General features: G+C 74.5%; 16 protein-coding genes and 1 pseudogene. 8 read left to right on the top strand and 9 right to left on the bottom strand.

What is annotated here, in order from left to right; translation table 11 throughout:
* The first annotated feature begins 7 nt into the window (after nt 1-7).
* Entirely contained in the window at nt 8-439 is a 432-nt protein-coding gene (locus GVV04_RS19070) for a DUF4190 domain-containing protein (protein ID WP_161689346.1), read from the top strand.
* A 25-nt stretch (nt 440-464) separates the two neighbouring features.
* Here the strand turns inward: GVV04_RS19070 and GVV04_RS19065 are convergent, their stop codons facing one another.
* The gene (locus GVV04_RS19065; RefSeq protein WP_407938819.1) at nt 465-1,301 is read right to left on the bottom strand and encodes an SDR family NAD(P)-dependent oxidoreductase; all 837 of its coding nucleotides are present in this window, start codon (nt 1,299-1,301) and stop codon (nt 465-467) included.
* 187 nt (nt 1,302-1,488) lie between these two features.
* On the opposite strand from GVV04_RS19065, the gene GVV04_RS19060 reads away from it, so the two are divergent.
* Entirely contained in the window at nt 1,489-2,019 is a 531-nt protein-coding gene (locus GVV04_RS19060; RefSeq protein WP_161689344.1) for a DUF4190 domain-containing protein, read from the top strand.
* A 54-nt stretch (nt 2,020-2,073) separates the two neighbouring features.
* Here the strand turns inward: GVV04_RS19060 and GVV04_RS19055 are convergent, their stop codons facing one another.
* Nucleotides 2,074-3,030, bottom strand: a complete 957-nt coding sequence (locus GVV04_RS19055; protein ID WP_161689343.1) for an HpcH/HpaI aldolase/citrate lyase family protein — start codon at nt 3,028-3,030, stop codon at nt 2,074-2,076.
* 131 nt (nt 3,031-3,161) lie between these two features.
* On the opposite strand from GVV04_RS19055, the gene GVV04_RS19050 reads away from it, so the two are divergent.
* Complete coding sequence (locus GVV04_RS19050) at nt 3,162-3,989, top strand: SDR family NAD(P)-dependent oxidoreductase (RefSeq protein ID WP_161689342.1); 828 nt, start codon at nt 3,162-3,164, stop codon at nt 3,987-3,989.
* A 55-nt stretch (nt 3,990-4,044) separates the two neighbouring features.
* On the opposite strand, the gene GVV04_RS19045 is transcribed toward GVV04_RS19050, so the two are convergent.
* Together GVV04_RS19045 and GVV04_RS19040 are read right to left on the bottom strand one after the other, a co-directional pair.
* Nucleotides 4,045-6,204 carry an APC family permease gene (locus GVV04_RS19045; protein ID WP_161689341.1) on the bottom strand — a complete coding sequence of 720 codons (2,160 nt, stop codon included), beginning with the start codon at nt 6,202-6,204 and terminating at the stop codon, nt 4,045-4,047.
* A gap of 88 nt (nt 6,205-6,292) precedes the next feature.
* Nucleotides 6,293-7,273 carry a DMT family transporter gene (locus GVV04_RS19040; RefSeq protein WP_161689340.1) on the bottom strand — a complete coding sequence of 327 codons (981 nt, stop codon included), beginning with the start codon at nt 7,271-7,273 and terminating at the stop codon, nt 6,293-6,295.
* A gap of 99 nt (nt 7,274-7,372) precedes the next feature.
* On the opposite strand from GVV04_RS19040, the gene GVV04_RS19035 reads away from it, so the two are divergent.
* Nucleotides 7,373-8,071 (top strand): HAD family hydrolase, encoded by a 699-nt coding sequence (locus GVV04_RS19035; protein WP_161689339.1) that lies wholly within the window; start codon nt 7,373-7,375, stop codon nt 8,069-8,071.
* A gap of 347 nt (nt 8,072-8,418) precedes the next feature.
* Here GVV04_RS19035 and GVV04_RS19030 read toward each other — a convergent pair whose 3' ends face one another.
* On the bottom strand, nt 8,419-8,952 hold the full coding sequence (locus GVV04_RS19030; protein ID WP_161689479.1) for a hypothetical protein: 534 nt from the start codon (nt 8,950-8,952) through the stop codon (nt 8,419-8,421).
* A 63-nt stretch (nt 8,953-9,015) separates the two neighbouring features.
* Nucleotides 9,016-9,885: a PhzF family phenazine biosynthesis protein gene (locus GVV04_RS19025; protein ID WP_161689338.1), complete on the bottom strand. Its 870-nt coding sequence runs from the start codon at nt 9,883-9,885 to the stop codon at nt 9,016-9,018.
* 33 nt (nt 9,886-9,918) lie between these two features.
* Between GVV04_RS19025 and GVV04_RS19020 the strand changes: the two genes are divergently transcribed.
* The 3 genes and pseudogenes from GVV04_RS19020 to GVV04_RS19010 all read left to right on the top strand — a co-directional run bounded on the left by GVV04_RS19020 (nt 9,919) and on the right by GVV04_RS19010 (nt 13,270).
* On the top strand, nt 9,919-11,202 hold the full coding sequence (locus tag GVV04_RS19020) for a magnesium transporter MgtE N-terminal domain-containing protein (protein ID WP_161689337.1): 1,284 nt from the start codon (nt 9,919-9,921) through the stop codon (nt 11,200-11,202).
* Nucleotides 11,195-11,794, top strand: a pseudogene (locus GVV04_RS19015) (DUF1003 domain-containing protein); the annotation flags it as partial. The gene GVV04_RS19020 and the pseudogene GVV04_RS19015, both read left to right, overlap by 8 nt.
* 330 nt (nt 11,795-12,124) lie before the next feature.
* Complete coding sequence (locus GVV04_RS19010) at nt 12,125-13,270, top strand: Mrp/NBP35 family ATP-binding protein (protein ID WP_161689335.1); 1,146 nt, start codon at nt 12,125-12,127, stop codon at nt 13,268-13,270.
* A 43-nt stretch (nt 13,271-13,313) separates the two neighbouring features.
* On the opposite strand, the gene GVV04_RS19005 is transcribed toward GVV04_RS19010, so the two are convergent.
* Nucleotides 13,314-13,739 (bottom strand): Sec-independent protein translocase family protein, encoded by a 426-nt coding sequence (locus tag GVV04_RS19005; RefSeq protein ID WP_161689334.1) that lies wholly within the window; start codon nt 13,737-13,739, stop codon nt 13,314-13,316.
* Nucleotides 13,740-13,812: 73 nt separating this feature from the next.
* Nucleotides 13,813-15,147 (bottom strand): S1C family serine protease, encoded by a 1,335-nt coding sequence (locus GVV04_RS19000; RefSeq protein WP_161689333.1) that lies wholly within the window; start codon nt 15,145-15,147, stop codon nt 13,813-13,815.
* A 294-nt stretch (nt 15,148-15,441) separates the two neighbouring features.
* Between GVV04_RS19000 and GVV04_RS18995 the strand changes: the two genes are divergently transcribed.
* Nucleotides 15,442-16,050: an O-methyltransferase gene (locus GVV04_RS18995; RefSeq protein ID WP_201753607.1), complete on the top strand. Its 609-nt coding sequence runs from the start codon at nt 15,442-15,444 to the stop codon at nt 16,048-16,050.
* A gap of 169 nt (nt 16,051-16,219) precedes the next feature.
* On the opposite strand, the gene GVV04_RS18990 is transcribed toward GVV04_RS18995, so the two are convergent.
* Nucleotides 16,220-17,692: a leucyl aminopeptidase family protein gene (locus GVV04_RS18990; RefSeq protein WP_161689332.1), complete on the bottom strand. Its 1,473-nt coding sequence runs from the start codon at nt 17,690-17,692 to the stop codon at nt 16,220-16,222.
* Between the last annotated feature and the right edge of the window lie 126 nt (nt 17,693-17,818).

Below are 17,818 nucleotides of genomic sequence, written 5' to 3'. Positions count from 1 at the left end.
GGACCACATGAGTTATCCACCGCAGGAGCCGGACCAGCCGCCGTCGCCGTACGAGCCACCGCCCTACGAGCCCGGCCAGTCGGGCCCGCCCCCGGGATACGAGCAGTACGAGCAACCGGGCCAGTACGGCCCACCCCAGAGTTACGGGCAGCCCGGCCAGCCCGGGCAGTACGGCCAGCCCGGGCAGTATCCCGGCCAGCCGCCGCCCGCCCGGGGGACGAACATCCTCGCCGTGCTGTCGCTGGTCTTCGCGTTCGTCTTCCCGCCCGCCGGCATCGTGTTCGGGCACGTGGCCAAGCAGCAGCTCCGGCGCACCGGCGAGGAGGGCGACCAGCTCGCCACCTGGGGCCTGATCCTCGGCTACCTCTTCACCGTGATCGGCCTGCTGGCCTGCTGCGGTTGGAGCGCGCTGGCGTTCTGGGGCGGCTACTACAACTGACGCCCGTCCGCCGCCCCGGGACTGGTCAGCGGAACTGTGCCTCCCGCACGCTGTTGCCGCCGTCCACCACCAGCATCTGCCCGGTGATGTACGACGCGGCGGGCGAGCAGAGGAACGCGATCGCGGCGGCCACCTCGTCCGGGGTGCCGGGGCGGCCCACCGGGGTGCCGAGCCCCTGCCGGATCTCCGCCACGGTGGAGGCTGCCGTGTGGATGGTCCCCGGGGCCACCGAGTTCACCGTCACCCCGTCGGCGATCATCTCCATCGCCAGCGCCCGGGTCAGGCCGACCACGCCCGCCTTCGCGGCGGCGTACGCAGCCTCGGTGGGCAGGGCGTTGACCGGGCCGGCGGTGGCCGCCAGGTTGACGATCCGTCCCCAGCCACGCTCGGCCATCCCGCCGATGAACGCGCGGCTGCACAGGAACGCGGTGGTCAGGTTCCGGTCGATCTCGCCGTGCCACTCCGCGTAGCTGAGCTGGGCCACCGGGCGAAGCACCTCGGGGCTGGCCCGGCTGGCCAGGCCGGCGTTGTTGACCAGCACCTCCACGTCGCCGAGCTGCTCGGCGACCGCGTCGGCGAGCGCCCCCACCTCCGACTCGTCGGTGAGGTCGGCGACGAACCCGGTCACCCCCAGCTCGCCGGCCCGTTCGTGGATGCGCCGGGTGGTGGACACGATGGCCACCCGGGCGCCCAGATCGGCCAGCCGACGGGCCGTGGCGTACCCGATGCCGTCGGGGCTGCCGGCCCCGGTGACCAGGGCGACCCTGCCGTCGAGCCGCATGGTTACGGGGTCGGCCAACGGTGCCGGGGCGTCCTGCTCGGCCGGTGCCGTCGCGGCGGTGACCCGGCCGCGGCGGGCCAGGCCCGGTCGGCTCGCGTCCCGCCGCGGTCGGCTTCCGGAACGGTCCGCGGACCGCGCGTCTGCTGCCATGCCCGCGATCCTGCCCGCTGCGCCCCCGCCGGGCAACGCGGCACCCGGTAACGGGGGCGCCGGTTCTGGGCGGGCCTGGCTACCCTGACCGCGCACCCTCGACAGACGGAGAGAACCGATGACATATCCGCCGCCGTCCGGCACCGACCCCTGGTCCCAGCCGTCCAACCCTCCGGTCGACCCCACCCTGCCGGTCAGCGGGCAGCCTGTCCCTGGCCAGCCGACGGGCACGGACCCGTACGCGCCCGTCGACCCGTACGCGGGGATGAAGTCGGCGCAGCCCGCGCCGGCCGCCGCCGACCCGTACGCCGTGCCCGGCTACGCACCCGCCGGCTACCCGCAGGCCGGTTACCCCGGGTACGGGTACCCGCAGCCGCCGAGGACCAACGGCCTGGCCATCGCGGCGCTCGTACTCGCCCTGGTCGGCTTCGCGTCCTGCATCACCGCGCCGGTCGGCGCGATCATGGGTCACGTCGCCCAGAAGCAGATCCGGCAGACCGGCGAGGGCGGGGAGGGAATGGCGAAGGCGGCCATCATCGTCGGCTGGATCCTCACCGGCCTGATCGTGCTGGGGATCATCTTCTACATCGTGATGATCGGCATCGCGATCTACGCGGGCAGCACGAGCAGCACGAGCAGCAGCTACTGACGCGCGGACGGCACGACGGTCCGGTGCCGCCCCGGGACCCGGGGCGGCACCGGCTCACCCCGCTTCGGGCGTGAAGCTGGAGGTGCGGGTCAGCCCGGCCGCGCGACCCTTGGCCGCGATCACCAGGGCCATCTTGCGGGACGCCTCGTCGATCATCTCGTCGCCGAGCATCACCGCGCCGAGCCGGCCGCCCGCCTCCGAGGTGTAGTGCTCGTACGCGTCGAGGATCAGCTCCGCGTGGTCGTAGTCGGCCTGGGCCGGCGAGTAGACCTCGTTCGCGGCGTCGATCTGCCCTGGGTGCAGCACCCACTTGCCGTCGAAGCCCAGCGCGGCCGACCGCCCGGCCACCTCCCGGAACGCGTCGACGTCCCGGATCTGCAGGAACGGGCCGTCGATGGCCTGCTTGTCGTGCATCCGGGCGGCCATCAGGATGCGCATCAGGATGTAGTGGTACGGGTCGCCCGGGTAGTCGGGGATGAGCGCGCCCACCACCAGGGACTTCATGTTGATCGAGGCCATGAAGTCAGCCGGCCCGAAGATGATGGTCTCCACCCGGGGCGACGCGGCGGCGATGGCGTCGACGTTGACCAGGCCGGCGGCGTTCTCGATCTGGGCCTCGATGCCGATCCGGCCGACCTGGAGGCCGAGGGTCTTCTCGATCTGGGTGAGCGTCAGGTCCAGCCACTGCACCTGGGCGGCGTTCTGCACCTTCGGCAGCATGACGCAGTCCAGGTTGGCGCCGGCACCCTCGACGACCTCGATCACGTCCCGGTACGTCCACGGGGTGGTGAGGTCGTTGACCCGGACCACCCGGGTCTTGCCGGCCCAGTCGCCCTCGTTGAGCGCGGCCACGATGTTCTTGCGCGCGTCCGGCTTGGCCAGCGGGGCCACCGCGTCCTCCAGGTCCAGGAAGACCTGGTCGGCGGGAAGGCCCTGGGCCTTGCCGAGCATCTTGACGCTGGAACCGGGCACGGCGAGGCAGGATCGGCGGGGGCGACCGACAGCGGCCATGGATGCGCTCCTTCCCGCGTCGGCGGGCGGCCGACGGGCTGACGGGGCCCGCCGCGCCGGCGGACTTAACGATCGCAAAGGTGTTTGTGACGCCACGGTAACCTCGTGCCGTGACCGGGGTGAATGGACCTGTGGAAGATCTCACTGGGCGTCGGGTCGTGGTGGTGACCGGGGCGAGCTCCGGCATCGGACTGGCCGCCGCCGTGGACCTGGCCCGTCGCGGAGACCAGGTGGCACTGGTCGGTCGGGACCCGGCCCGCCTCCAGGCGGCCGGCGACCGGGTGCGGGACGCCAGCGGCGAGCGGCCCGAGCTGTTCCGGGCCGACTTCGCGGTCCTCGACGACGTGCGGGGTTTGGCGGAACGGCTACGCGCCGCGTACGACCGAATCGACGTGCTGGCCAACAACGCCGGGGCGATCGTGCTGCGCCCGGTCACCACCATCGACGGGTTCGAGCTGTCGATGCAGGCCAACCACCTGGCCCCGTTCCTGCTCAGCACCCTGCTGCGGGATCGGGTCGGCAGGCTGGTGGCCACCGCCTCCGGGGCGCACCGCAGCGGCGTACTGGACCCGGACGACCTCAACGCCACGCTGCGCGGCTACCGGCCGATGCGCGCGTACGGCACCAGCAAGCAGGCCAACATCCTGTTCACCGCCGAGGCGGCCCGGCGGTGGCCGGAGATCCCCGCGTACTGCTTCCACCCGGGTGTGGTGCGGACCCGGTTCGGCGCGGACAGCCGGCTGGTGGCCCTGGGCATGCGGGTCCTGCCGTTCCGCAGCCCGGAGAAGGGCGCCGAGACGCTGGTCTGGCTCGCCGACCAGGAGCCGGCCAGGCTGACGTCCGGCGGCTACTACGCCGACCGGCGACCCCGCCGCCCGCTGCGCAAGGCCGCCGACCCGCGACTCGCCGCCCGCCTCTGGGCCGCCAGCGCGAAGGCGGTCGGCATCGATGCCGGGTAGCCCGCCAGCCGCCCCGCGGCGGTGACCAGCGGCCGGCTGGCCGGGTACGCCCGCCTCACCCGGGCAGGTGCACCGGGACGCTGGTCACCACCACCCCGGCCAGCTCCCGCAGTGCCCGGCGCAGCCGCCGCTCCACCTGGCTGTGCAGCGGCCGGTGCCAGGGGTGGCGCAGCACCACCTCGGGCACGATCACGGTGAGCACCAGGTCGGCCCTGGAGGCGTGCAGCGCCTCCAGGTAGCGGGCCAGTGGCCCGATCACCGCCCGGTACGGCGACACGATCGTCTCCAGCCGCAGGTGGTCCCCCCACGCCTCCCACTGCCCACGGAACCGGTCGGCCTCCTCCTCGTTCGGGGCGAGGTGCACCGCCAGGGTCGGCTGCCCGAGCGACGCCGCGTACGCGAGGGCGCGCAGCGAGGCCCGGTTGAGCCGAGCCACCGGCACCACCACCAGGTGCCGGATCTGCTGTGGCACCTCCTGACCCTCGGCCGGCAGGGGCAGCCCGGGGGACGCCGGGGGAGTTCCGGGCGGGCGCAGCGCCAGCGCCTGGTTCAGCCGTCGGTAGTGCCGCTGCACCCGGTGGAACAGCAGCACCAGCAACGGCACGGCGACGAGCACCACCCAGGCGCCCTCGGCGAACTTGGCGACCGCTGCGGTCAGCAGGACCAACCCGGACATCGTCGCGCCGAGCGCGTTGACCGCCAGCCGGCGCCGCCAACCCGCCCCGCGCCGGCGTCGCCAGTGCACCACCATCCCGGCCTGGGAGAGGGTGAACGCCAGGAACACCCCGACCGCGTAGAGCGGGATCAGCGCCTCGGTGTGCCCGCCGAACGCGAGGAAGACGAGCGCCGCCGTCACGGAGAGCGCCACGAGGCCGTTGCCGAACTCCAGCCGGTCCCCCATGTGCAGGAACCGACGCGGGGCGTGCCCGGCCCGGGCCATGAAGAACAGCAGTCGGGGAAAGTCGTTGAAGGCGGTGTTCGCGGCCAGCAGCAGGATCAGCGCGGTGGCCGCCTGCACCAGCGCGTACCAGGGGCCGGTGGGGAAGCTGCTCCGGGCGAGCTGGGACAGCAGCGTCTGACCGGGCCGGGGCACCAGGCCGTTCAGGTGGATCAGCACGACGATGCCGGCGAACAGGCACACCAGCATGGCGACCATCCAGCTCAGCACGGTGCGGGCGTTGCGCCACTCGGGCGGCCGGAACGCCGGCACCGCGTTGGACACCGCCTCGATGCCGGTCATCGACACCGCCCCGGAGGAGAACGCCCGCAGCACCAGCAGCAGGCCCAGCCCTTCGGCAACCGGCACGTCCGGCGGCGGCAGCGCCGCGAACCCCCGGCCGGCCGCCCGGAGGAACCCGACGCCGAGCACCGCCAGCAGCGCGACGACGAAGGCGTACGTGGGGAGCACGAAGAGGTTCCCGGCGGTACGTACGCCCCGAAGGTTGCCGGCGAGCAGCACCGCGATCATCAGCACGCCGAGCGGAACGGTGAGCCCGGTGAGCCCCGGCAGGGCCGAGGTGACGGCGTGCACCCCGGCGGCCACCGACACCGACACGGTCAGCACGTAGTCGACCATCAGCCCGGCCGCCGCGGCGAGTCCCGCCCCGGCGCCCAGGTTGTCGCCGGCCACGATGTACGAGCCGGCGCCGTGCGGGTAGGCCGGGATGGTCTGCCGGTAGGAGACGCCGACCGTGATCATCAGCACCACCAGCACCCCGGCCAGCGGCAACGACAGCCCGAGCGTGGTGCTGCCGGCCAGCACCAGCACGGTCAGCATCGCCTCCGGCCCGTACGCCACCGAGCTGAGCAGGTCGGAGGAGAGCACCGGCAGGGCGACCAGCTTGCGCATCCGCTCGTACAGCACGGCCGCGCTGCTCAGCGGCGGCCCGAGCGCCCCCCGGCGCAGTCGGGCGAGGCCGCGACCGAGGCGGGAGCCGGGCAGGTTCGCCGGCTCGGTGGCGACCAGCTCGTCGGGCTCCCCGACCTGGAACATCTCGATCGGCGCCAGCCGGCCGAACCGGCTCGGGGCGGGCCTGCGGCGGTACTGCCCGAGGGTCGGGTCCACCGGCAGTTCACCCGCCGGCCCCGGCCGGTCTGGCCGGGCCACCCGCCACCGGTCCCCGATCCGGCGCAGCGACCCCAGCTCCTCCGGCCCGAGGGCCGGAAACTCCGCCGCTGGGGTGACGACCGTCCCCTCCCCACCGCCTTTGCCCATCCCACCGCCCCTCTCCCCTCGCACTGTCGCCGAAGAGGTGTATCGGGGCGGGCGGAACCGCGACATTCGCCGCGGAAAGTACGCGGAGTCAGGCCGGCGGACGCTCGACGAGCGGGGTGGCGTCGGCGGGCAGCGGGGTGGGGACGACCCGGCGGCCGGCGCGCGCCCCACCGAGCACCACCACGACGACGCCCACCAGCAGCAGCGCGAGCCCGGGCAGCGCGGTGGCCCGGGGGAACTGGCCGAGCCAGGCCCAGGCGATCAGGGCGGCCCCGGGTGCCTCCAGCAGGATCAGCACGCTGACCGTGGTCGCCGGGATCCGGCGCAGCGCGTAGTTGAACATCGAGTGGCCGAGGAGCTGAGCGCCGCCCACCAGGGCGAGGATCGCCAGCCACGTGCCGGCGTCCCAGCCGCCCAGCCGCACCCCGCCGACCAGGCAGACCGCCAGCAGGACCAGCGCGCACACCCCGTAGCAGACGATGGTGTACGTGGTGGTGCTGACGGTGCTGCGGGCCCGCTCCCCGAGGGCGGTGTAGACCGCGGCGAACATGCCGCCGACCAGCGCGAGCAGGTCGCCGGCGAACGCCGGGCCGGAGACGCCGAAGTCGGTCCCCGAGGCGAGCGCCGCGCCGCCGACCGACACTCCGATGCCGGCCCAGACCGCCGCCGGCAGCCGGCGCCCCTGACCCCGGGCGATCAGCCCCTGCCAGACCGGTTGGGTGGCGACCAGGGCGGTGGCCGCGGCAACGGAGGTGAGTCGGACGCTCGGCATCCAGGTGGCGAAGTGGACGGCCAGCGCGGCCCCGGAGAGCACGCAGTACCAGCCCTCGCGCCGGCCCGCGCCGACGGTCAGCGCCCGGAACTCGGCCCGCCGCCGGGCCAGCGCGAACGGGCCGAGCACGCCGACCGAGAGCAGGTTCCGCCAGAAGGCGATCGCCAGGGCCGGCGCGGCCGCGAAGGCGATCAGCGGCGCGGACGAGGAGACCGCGACGACGGCCAGGGCGACGACGCCGACGGTCGGCGCGTCGACCGGCGGGCGGTGCTGCGGGGGTACGGACACGAAGAGCAATCCTCACACGACCCAGGACGGCACAGAACGTCATCGTCCGGTTACGATCAGGGAATTCCGTTGGCGACCCTCCCCCCTGACGCCCGGAGGTACCTTCCCATGCCCGTCTTCCATGCGGTGCTGTTCGACTTCTTCGGCACGCTCACCCGTTCCGTGCAGCGCGGCGCGGCACACCGGTTCACCGCCGAACTGCTCGGTTGCCCGGTCGAGGCGCTCGCCGCGGTGCTCGACCGCAGCTACTACGAGCGCGCCAGCGGGCGGTTCGGCGACGCCGAGGCGACCCTGCGCTGGGTCTGCGACCAGGCCGGGGTGGACCCGCCGGAGAGCGCGCTGCGCGCGGCGGTCCGGTCCCGGCACCGGGCGGTCCGGGCCGACACCCGGCTGCGCGACGAGGCGGTGCCCGTGCTGACGGCGCTGCGCCGGCGCGGTCTGGGCACCGGGGTGGTCAGCGACTGCACCCACGAGCTGCCGGCGTTCCTGCCCCAGCTGGCCGTCGACCCGCTGCTCGACGTGCGGGTCTTCTCGGTGGAGGTCGGTCGCTGCAAGCCCGACCCGGCGCTCTACCTGGCCGCGTGCCGGCTGCTGGGGCTGCCACCGACCGACTGCCTGTACGTCGGCGACGGGGGCAGCCGGGAGCTCACCGGCGCGGAGCAGGCGGGCCTGACGGCGGTGCGGCTGGCGGCCCCGGACCTGGCCGAGCACATGGTGTTCGACGCCGAGCCGGACTGGACCGGGCCCGTGCTCCGCTCGCTGACCGAGGTCATCGACCTGGTGGACCCGGCCGCCGTGCCGGCCTGACCCGCCACGCGGCCGGCCACCCGCCTCGGGACCGGCCGGGCTCCGGCAGCGGTACGCGCCCTGGCCTGCCCGCTGTCCTGGTCGCTTTGCCCCTTGCGGCCCCTCGCCGCCCTCGCGCAGCCCTCACGGCCTTGCCGCCCTCACGGCCTTGCCGCTCTCGCCGTCCCGGTCGCCGAGTGCGGGCGCCCCGCGATGTCCGGACAACCCTCGGTCGCTGGGCATCACCCCGGCGCGGCCGTGCCCTGACGGCTACGGTCGCCCGGCCGGCGCTTCCGACCGCACGCCGGGCGGCGGCGAAGGACCCGGCCCCGTAGGTCGTGGGGACTGCGGCAGGCGGGGCGGGCGGTTCAGCGGCGGCGGACCCGATGCAGGCGGAACGGACTGCGAGTGACCCGGACCACCGGGGCCGGGCGGGGCGGCTCAGCGAGCGACGAGTCCGGGAGCCGGTCGCCGGCTGCGGGCTCGCCGGCCGGAACCAGCCGGACCAGGGCGCAGCCCTCGGCGGCCCACCGCCGTACCAGGTCGGCCGTAGGGCCGGGGGCGTTCAGCCGCTTGGCTGCCACCGTCGGGGCCAGGGCCGTCCACTCCTCGCTGTCGGGAGTCACCCGGGCCACCCGGGCCGGCCAGGCGACGATCCGCCCGCCGTGGTCGCCACGCAGGGTGACCTGCGCCTCGGCGGCCTCCGCCAGGCCGGGCGCCGACTGCTCGCCGGGCCCGCTCACCACCAGGAGCGACCCCTCGACCGGTACGCACCACAGCGCCCGCGCCGGCTCGCCCGCGACGCCCACCCAGGCGACGGCGGCCTTCTTCACCGCCTCGTCGACCAGGGGCGTCGCGACCCGCTCGTCCACCTCGTCCGTCACTACGGCATCCTCCCGCATGTTCTCGGGCCCGCGCGACCGCACCGCCACCACGGGTCGCACCTTGCCGGCCCGGCGCGCCGCTCAGCCGATGAAGGGCGGGACGGCGATCTCGCCCCGGGCCACCGCCATCACGTCGCCGGTCACCGTGGCGCCGACCGCAGCGCCGTGGGCGGCCGTGACCGTGCAGGCCAGGAAGGACGGGCGGTTGATCTCCGCGCCCTGCCGGACGGCGTAGGAGGAACGGCTGTCGCCCGGGAGCAGGCCGCTGGCGACCAGCCACACGCCGAGCCCGAGGGCGGCCGATCCGGTCGCCGGGTCCTCCGTTACGCCGTGTCCGGGCACGAAGACCCGGGTGTGCGCGGTTTGCGAGTCGGCTTCCCAGGAGAAGACGCTGACGTGCTCGATTCCGTACCGCTCCGCCGCCGCCGCGTTCAACCGGGCGCGGGCCACCGCGTCCGGGCGCACCGGCAGGTACGGGAACTCCAGCCCGCAGCCGGCCACCCGGGGGGCCGGGCCGGCGTGGTCGTCGGCGGTGAGGCCGGTCATCTCCAGCAGCGGCTCCAGGTCCAGCTCGGGGCCGAGGGTGGGAATGCCGCCGGTGAGCGTCGCGCCGGTCGCGGTCACCTCGATCGGCAGCACCCCCGCCCCGCACTCCTGGGTGACCTGCCCCACGCCGAACATCCCGCGCCGGCTCGCGGTCACCGCCGCGCCGACGCTGGGGTGCCCGGCGAACGGCAGCTCGTCGGTGGGGGTGAAGATCCGCGCCCGGTAGGTGACCCCGACCTGCGTGGGTGGCAGCACGAACACCGTCTCGGACAGGTTGAACTCCAGCGCGAGCGCCTGCATCTGCTCGGTGGCCAGCCCTTCGGCACCGAACACCACGGCCAGCGGGTTGCCGGCGAAGGGGCGGTCGGTGAAGACGTCCACGATCTCGTACGCCAAGGTCGACATGTTGATAAACAGTAGGCGCTTAGGCTGGTGCCTGTGAGCACGCCGAACCGGGTCTACATCGCCCGACTCGCCGGAGTCGCCGTCTTCGACCCGAACGGCGACCAGGTAGGACGGGTGCGGGACGCGGTCGCCCGGATCCGGGCGACCCAGCGCCCGCCCGAGGTGGTGGGTCTGGTGGCGGAGATGCCGATGCGTCGGCGGATCTTCCTGTCCATCAACCGGATCACCTCCATCGAGGCCGACGCGGTGGTGCTCGGCACCGGCACCCTCAACCTGCGCCGGTTCGAGAAGCGCCCCAACGAGCTGCTGGTGCTCCAGGAACTGCTGGACCGGCGGGTGCAGATCGACCCGGGCGGCCAGCCGGGCGCGGTGGTCGACGTGGCGATGGAGTGCAGCCGGGGCGGCGAGTGGTCGCTGACCCGGGTGGCCGTCCGCGAGCACACCCGCCGGCTCACCCGCCGTGGCCACCTCCAGCAGGTCGACTGGGACCGGGTACGCGGCCTGAGCGGCATCGGCGAGAACCGGGGCACGGCGAACCTGCTCGCCGTGCTGGAGGACATGCGACCGGCCGACCTGGCCAACGCCCTCCAGGATCTGCCCGACGCCCGGCGGAACGAGGTGGCGGCGGCGCTGGACGACGAGCGGCTGGCCGATGTGCTCAGCGAGTTGCCCGAGCACGACCAGGTGGAGATCCTCGCCGCGCTGGACCGGGGGCGGGCCGCGGACGTGCTGGAGGAGATGGACCCGGACGACGCCGCCGACCTGCTCAACGAGCTGTCCCCGCCCGAGCAGGACATGCTGCTCGACCTGATGGAGCCGAACGAGGCCGACCCGGTGCGCCAGCTGCTGAAGTACAGCTCCGGCACGGCCGGCAGCGTGATGACCTCGGAGCCGGTGATCCTGCCCCCGGACGCCACGGTCGCCGAGGCCCTCGCCCGGATCCGGGAGGAGCAGCTCTCCCCTGCGGTGGCCGCCCAGGTCTTCGTGACCCGCGCGCCGATGACCACCCCGACCGGTCGTTACCTGGGCATGGCGCACTTCCAGCGGCTGCTCCGCGAGCCGCCGGCCGACCTGCTCGGCGGGGTGGTGGTCAACGACATCGACCCGCTGCGCCCCGCCACCCCGCTGCCGGAGATCACCCGCCGGATGGCCATGTACGACCTGGTCGCCATGCCCGTGGTGGATCGAAGCAACCGCCTGCTCGGCGCGGTCACGGTCGACGACGTGCTGGACCACTCGCTGCCCCGCGACTGGCGGGACCGGGATGCCGAGTCCGCCCCGGGCGGGCCCGTGGTGCTGGACGGCACGGATGAGTGAGCAGCGGCGGACCGAGCGGCTGGACCAGCCGCGCGAGCCCCGGGGGGCGAAGCTGCCCCGGTTCGACGCGGAGGCGTTCGGCCGCTGGTCCGAGGGGATCGCCCGGAGCATGGGCACGGCCAACTTCATCGTCTACATGACGGTGGTGATCGCCGCCTGGTTCGCCTGGAACACGCTGGTCCCGGCGGGACTGCGGTTCGACCCGTACACGTTCACCTTCCTGACCCTGGTGCTCTCCCTCCAGGCCTCGTACGCGGCGCCGCTGATCCTGCTCGCGCAAAACCGGCAGACGGACCGGGACCGGGTGGCACTGGAGGAGGACCGGCGCCGGGCGACGATGCAGAAGGCGGACACGGAGTACCTGGCCCGGGAGGTTGCCGCGCTGCGGATCGCACTGGGCGAGGTGGCGACCCGGGACTTCCTCCGCTCGGAGCTGGCCCGGCTGGCCGAGGAACTGGACGACGCCACCCAGCGCCGGCAGCGACTGGAACGCCGGCAGCAGGACAGGCCGGCCCTCCGCGAGGCTGCGGAGCCCCGCGTGGACGGGGAGCCCGGCGTGGCCGCGGAGCCCCGCGGTCGCGGGAAACAGCGCGGTGGCAGGGAGCAGCGTGGTCGCGGGGAGCCTCGCGGGGCCGGGGAGCCGCTCGACGAGCCGATCGGCGAGCTCGACGGCGACTTCACCCGGGACGGCCGCCCGGAGGGCCCGGCGCAGGAACGCTGACAGCCGGCTGACGGGGTGGCCTGGGGAAGTCGGGCGGGCGGCCCAAAAACGCTCCGGCCGGGACCTCGCCGGCCTGGGGAAGTCGGGCAGCGCCTACCCGCCGGCCGGCGGGCCGGAGCGATGGTCGTCGGGGTCATCGATTCGCTCACACCGGTCCCGCCAGCGGCCGGCACGGATCGCCCCCGACGTAGCATTGCGGGCATGTCAGCACCCGTCAGCACCGTCGAGGATGCCGTCCAGGCCGCCCTGGCCACCGTCGACGACCCGGAGATCCGCCGGCCCATCACCGACCTCGGCATGGTCCGCTCCGCCCAGGTCGGCGGCGACGGCGTGGTTCGGGTCGAGCTGCTCCTCACTGTGGCCGGTTGCCCGCTGAAGGACAAGCTGCGCACCGACATCACCGCCGCAGTGGGCGCGGTGCCCGGGGTGACCGGGGTGGAGATCGAGTTCGGGGTGATGAGCCCCGAGCAGCGCCAGGGTCTCCAGGCGAAGCTGCGCGGCGGCGGCGCCGCGGAGCCGGTGATCCCGTTCGCCCAGCCCGGCTCCCGCACCCGCGTGTACGCGGTGGCCAGCGGGAAGGGCGGCGTGGGCAAGTCCAGCGTCACGGTCAATCTGGCCGCCGCGCTGGCCGCCCGGGGCCTGTCGGTGGGCGTGGTGGACGCTGACATCTACGGGCACTCGGTGCCCCGGATGCTCGGCACGGACGCCCGTCCCACCCGCGTCGAGGACATGATCATGCCGCCGCAGTCGCACGGCGTGAAGGTCATCTCGATCGGCATGTTCACCGCCGGCAACGCGGCCGTGGTGTGGCGCGGCCCGATGCTGCACCGGGCGTTGCAGCAGTTCCTGGCCGACGTCTACTGGGGCGAGCTGGACGTGCTTCTGCTGGACCTGCCCCCGGGCACCGGCGACGTGGCCATCTCGTTGGCCCAGCTCCTGCCGAACGCGGAGATCCTGGTGGTGACCACCCCGCAGGCCGCCGCCGCCGAGGTGGCCGAGCGGGCCGGTGCGATCGCGTTGCAGACCCACCAGCGGGTGGTCGGCGTGATCGAGAACATGTCCTGGCTGGAGCTGCCCGACGGCACCCGGATGGAGATCTTCGGCTCCGGCGGCGGCGAGGCGGTCGCCGAGTCGTTGACCCGGACGATCGGCGCCCAGGTGCCGCTGCTGGGTCAGATCCCGCTGGACACCCGGGTCCGGGAGGCCGGCGACGCCGGCAACCCGATCGTGCTGGCCGAGCCGGAGTCGCCGGCGGCGAAGGCCCTGGACCGGGTCGCCGACCGGCTGGCGGTGCGGCGGGAGTCCCTGCTCGGCAAGCCGCTCGGGCTCAAGCCCGCCGGCCGCTGACCCGGCCGCCCCCCGTTCGGCTTTCCGGCCCGGGGCGGGCCGGTCAGGTGGCGTCGTCGTAGCTGGCCGTGCGGGGGGCGGGGGCCGGCGCGGCGCCGCCCGAGGCCGAGCTGCCAGGGGTCTTCTTCCGCAGGTCCACCGCGGCGGCCACGTCCTTGAGGTCGTCGTGCACGCCGGTGACGTCGGCCCGCAGGTTGTCGTACACGCCCTGGAGGGGCTTCCGGATCGCCTGCTCGTCCTCTTCGCTGAGCAGGTGCTTGCGGATGAACGCCTTCGGGTGCAGGTCCTCAAGCTGGATGTCGGTGCCCAGCTCGCGGCTCAGGTCGCCGGTCGCGTTGCGGGCCATGCTGCGCAGGTTGCGAACCATCCGCAGCCCGTCGTTGATCACGACAGGCAGCCGGTCACCGAAGATCAACAGCGCCAGGAGCAGCAGCGCACCGATCTCCCACCAGTTCAGGTTTTCGAACACTGCTGGGCCTCCTCGTCGGCGTCAGGCCAAGACTACGCACGTCGGGCACCCGACCGGGAGGGGGTAACGGGTCTCACTTGGCGTCTGCGGCGAGGGTCACCGACGCGTTCTGCCGGCTCGACCCACGTCGATACTCCACGGTCACCACCGACCCCGGGGCGAACTTCCGTACCAGGGCGATCAGGTCGGTGGGGTCGGTCATCGGGCGGCCGTTGAACCGCAGGATGACGTCCCCCGCCCGCAGCCCGGCCCCGGCCGCCGGACCGGCCGGCTCCACCGCCGCCAGCCGTACGCCGCCCGCGCCGCCGCTGGCCGCGCCGGTGCCGCCGACCTGGGCCCCGATCACCGTGCGCCGGGCCTTGCCGGTGCCGATGATGTCCTGGGTGACCCGTTTCGCCTGGTTGATCGGGATGGCGAAGGCGAGTCCGATGTTGCCGGCCTCCTGGCCGTCGGCCACCAGCGACTTGATCGTCGAGTTCACCCCGACCACCCGCCCCGCCCCGTCCACCAGCGGTCCACCGGAATTGCCGTGGTTGACCGCCGCATCGGTCTGGATGGCCGCGTAGTAACGGGTGGGGCCGCCGGGCTCGCCGGCCTGCATCGTCCGGTCCACGGCGCTCACGATGCCGGCGGTCACCGTGTTGGCCAGCGACAACGGCGAGCCGACGGCCAGCACCGGATCGCCGACCGCGAGCGCGTCGGAGTCGCCGAACTCCACCGGCCGCAGGCCGGTGCGGGACACCTTGATCACCGCGATGTCGGACTCCGGGTCCTGGCCGACCACCGTGGCGGCGGCGGTGCTGCCGTCGTTGAAGACCACCGTCGCCTTGCCGGCGCCGCCGGCGACGACGTGGTCGTTGGTGACCACATGCCCCTCGGCGCTGACGATGAAGCCGGAGCCCTCGCTGGTGCCACCCAGGCTGGCCACCCGGACCGTCACCACGCTGGGCAGGATCTTCTCGGCGACCCCGGCCAGCGACTCCGGCCGGCGCTGGGCGAGCGCGGGCGGGTCGGTGGCGCTGGCGCCGAGCACGGTCCCGCCGGTCACGCCGCCACGCACCGCGAAGGCGTACCCGAGGGCGCCGCCGAGGGTGCCGGCGAGCAGCGCGGTGATCAGCGGGATCAGCAGCAACTGGCGCAGGGCCGGCCGGCCGGGCGCGTCCGGGTCGGTGACCGGCTCCGGCTCGGCGTCGGCGCCCCCGACCGGGCCGGGCACGACCACCGCCGCAGGGGCGTACGGGTCCCGCCACGGGTCGGCGAGCGCGTCGGACCACCAGGGGGAGCTCGTCGGGCCGCCCGGGGGGCCGTCGGACGCCCCCGGGGACCCGGCCGGCGTCGCCCCGCTCCCCGGCGGGCCCGCCGGCGTCGGAGTTCCCCCGGGCTGGCGCCAGTCCCAGCCGTCGGTCACGTAGGCCTCCCAGTCGTCCCCGGCTCCCCCGCTTCGGACCGGCGCGGGAGGCCGGTCCCGACAACGGGGGATACCGCATCCAGGATTACACGAATGCCGTGAGTGCAGTCAGCGGTTGCCGTCCGTGATCGTCGGCCGGCAGCCCCCGTCCGGGCGCGCCCACGTGATCGTCCGAGACCGGACTCGCGGCTGCATCCGTCCGGCCCCGCCTCTAGGCTCATAGCGCCAACCCGCCCCTGACGGAGGTGTCCTATCGCCACGGCCGCCAGTTCCGGCAGCTCGACGAGCCAGACGTTGCAGTTCGCCGAGTCGTACGTCACCGAGGACCTCGTGCTACGGACCGCCCGCAGCCTCGCCCACGAGGTGGGCCTCGACGCGGTGACCCCGGGTGCGGGGGCGGCACTGCGGCTGCTCGCCGCCGCCGGCAGTGCCCGGGCGGTGGTGGAGATCGGCACCGGCACCGGGGTCAGCGGGGTGTGGCTGCTGCGCGGCATGCGCGCGGACGGCGTCCTCACCACGATCGACGTGGAGGTGGAGCACCAGCGGATCGCCCGCCGGATCTTCGCCGAGGCGGGCTTCGCCGCCGGGCGTACCCGGATCATCACCGGCCGGGCGCTGGACGTCCTCCCCCGGCTCGCCGACGGCGCGTACGACCTGGTCTTCGTCGACACCGAGGCCACCAGCTTCAGCTCCTGCGTGGATGCGGCGCTGCGGCTGCTGCGCCCCGGCGGGGTGCTCGCGCTGCACGGCACCCTGGCCGGCGGCCGGATCGGCGACCCGGCCGCCCGGGACGTGGAGACGGTGACCACCCGGGAGACGATCAAGGCGATCCGGGAGTCCGAGCACTGGACGCCTGCGCTGCTCCCCGTCGGGTACGGCCTGCTCGCCGCAGTCAAGTGCTGAGCGGCCACCGCCCGCTCCACCCCGCCGGCCGCTGAGTCACGGGCCACCCGGCCAGATGGCGGCCCTCCGCCATCCCCGGCCGGGTGCCGCCGCCGCTCAGCGGCGACGCCGACCCGATCGGCGCGAGGGCGGGCCGACCGGGGACGCCGGGCCGGTGGGCGCGGGGCGGTCAGTCAAGGGTGTCGAGCCAGCGCAGCAGGCCCCGGACGCCCCAGCCGGTGGCGCCCCGGGACAACTCGGCGGCGTCGCCGTCGGCCCAGGACGGCGCTGACATGTCGATGTGCAGCCAGCGCCCCCGCAGGTCCCCGGTGAACTCGCGCAGGTAGAGCGCGGCCAGCACCGAGCCGGCGCCCTGGTTGGGGGCGCTGTACAGGTCGGCCACCTCGCTGCCGAGGTGCTCGACGTAGTCGGCCGGCAGCGGCATCCGCCAGGCCGCCTCGCCGGCCGCGTCGATCGCCGCCAGCAGGTCGGCGGCCAGCTCGTCGTTGTCGGAGTAGAGGGCACCCATCCGCTTGCCGAGCGCCACCGCGTTCGCGCCGGTCAGGGTGGCCAGGTCGATCAGCAGGTCGGGCTTGAGCTCGGCGACGGCGTACGCCAGCGCGTCGGCGAGCACCAGCCGGCCCTCGGCGTCGGAGTTGGTGGTCTCGCTGGTGACCCCGCCGTAGTGCGTGACGACGTCGCCGGGGCGGAACGCCGACCCGCTGACCGCGTTCTCGGCCAGCGGCACCAGGGTGGTGACCCGGACCGGCAGCCGCAGCGCCGCCGCGCCCAGGGTGGCGGCGACCACCGCGGCGGCCCCGGCCATGTCCTTTCGCATCAACTTCATCGCCGCCACCGGCTTGATCGAGATGCCGCCGGTGTCGAAGGTGATTCCCTTGCCGACCAGGACCACATGGGTACGCGCCCCGGCCGGCCGCCAGTCCAGCTCGACGAAGCGGGGCCCGCTGGCCGAGCCGCCCCCGACGGCGAGGATGCCGCCGAAGCCCTCGGCGGCCAGCTCATCCGGCTGCCGCACGCGCACGTGCAGGTCGGGCTCGTCGGCCACCGCCGCCTCGACCTGCTCGGCGAACCACTGCGGGTTCTTCACCGAGGACGGGGTGTTCGTCAGGTCCCGGGCCAGGTGGGTCATTCGCGCGGTGACCTCGGCTGCGGTCACCGCGTCGGCGTACCGGGACGGGTCGGTCACCAGCACGGCCACGTCGGCCAGGGCGGGCCGCTCGCCGGCCTCGGTCAGCCGGAACCGGTAGGACGCCAGCAGGAGCCCCTCGACGAGGCCACGCACCGCCTCGGCCGAGGCGTCGCCCGGCATCCCGATCGTGAGATGCGTCTCACCTCCCGCAGTACGGGCCAACGCGGCGCCCGCCGCACGCCATCCGGCCTCGTCGCCGGCGCCGATTCCGGCCAGCAGCAGCCGGCCCGGAACGCGCCCGGGGCGCAGGTGCACGTGCACCTCGCCGGCCCGCCCGGTGGCCCGGGCCGCGGGTGCGAGGGCGGCAGCCTCGGCCAGCACGTCGTCGGGCACGGGCAGGCCGACCGGCAGCGTGGCCGGGGCGTCCCCGCCCTCGGCAGCCGCCGCGGGGCGGATGGGCAGGGCCAGGGAGTCGGGCCACTCGGGCCCGCTCACCAGACGGATGGCCAGCACGCTGCAACGACCTCCAGAACGATCGGGAGAACGGGTCGGGCACCCGTACCAGAGAATGAAGGCCCTGAGCCACCGGCGGGGCCGGTGGCTCAGGGTTGTATGGACTGTCCGCTCGACGACCGTCGG

Source organism: Micromonospora rubida (genome assembly GCF_009908295.1).
Taxonomy (GTDB): Bacteria; Actinomycetota; Actinomycetes; order Mycobacteriales; family Micromonosporaceae; genus Micromonospora; species Micromonospora rubida.
The sequence above is the reverse complement of the archived record's forward strand: the minus strand, read 5'-3'. Positions and strand labels throughout refer to the sequence as shown.

Coding starts and splice junctions, on each gene's coding strand:
- GVV04_RS19070 (WP_161689346.1), top strand. CDS start 8: ATGAGTTATCCACCGCAGGAGCCGGACCAGCCGCCGTCGCCGTACGAG.
- GVV04_RS19060 (WP_161689344.1), top strand. CDS start 1,489: ATGACATATCCGCCGCCGTCCGGCACCGACCCCTGGTCCCAGCCGTCC.
- GVV04_RS19055 (WP_161689343.1), bottom strand. CDS start 3,030: ATGGCCGCTGTCGGTCGCCCCCGCCGATCCTGCCTCGCCGTGCCCGGT.
- GVV04_RS19045 (WP_161689341.1), bottom strand. CDS start 6,204: ATGGGCAAAGGCGGTGGGGAGGGGACGGTCGTCACCCCAGCGGCGGAG.
- GVV04_RS19035 (WP_161689339.1), top strand. CDS start 7,373: ATGCCCGTCTTCCATGCGGTGCTGTTCGACTTCTTCGGCACGCTCACC.
- GVV04_RS19030 (WP_161689479.1), bottom strand. CDS start 8,952: ATGCGGGAGGATGCCGTAGTGACGGACGAGGTGGACGAGCGGGTCGCG.
- GVV04_RS19025 (WP_161689338.1), bottom strand. CDS start 9,885: ATGTCGACCTTGGCGTACGAGATCGTGGACGTCTTCACCGACCGCCCC.
- GVV04_RS19010 (WP_161689335.1), top strand. CDS start 12,125: ATGTCAGCACCCGTCAGCACCGTCGAGGATGCCGTCCAGGCCGCCCTG.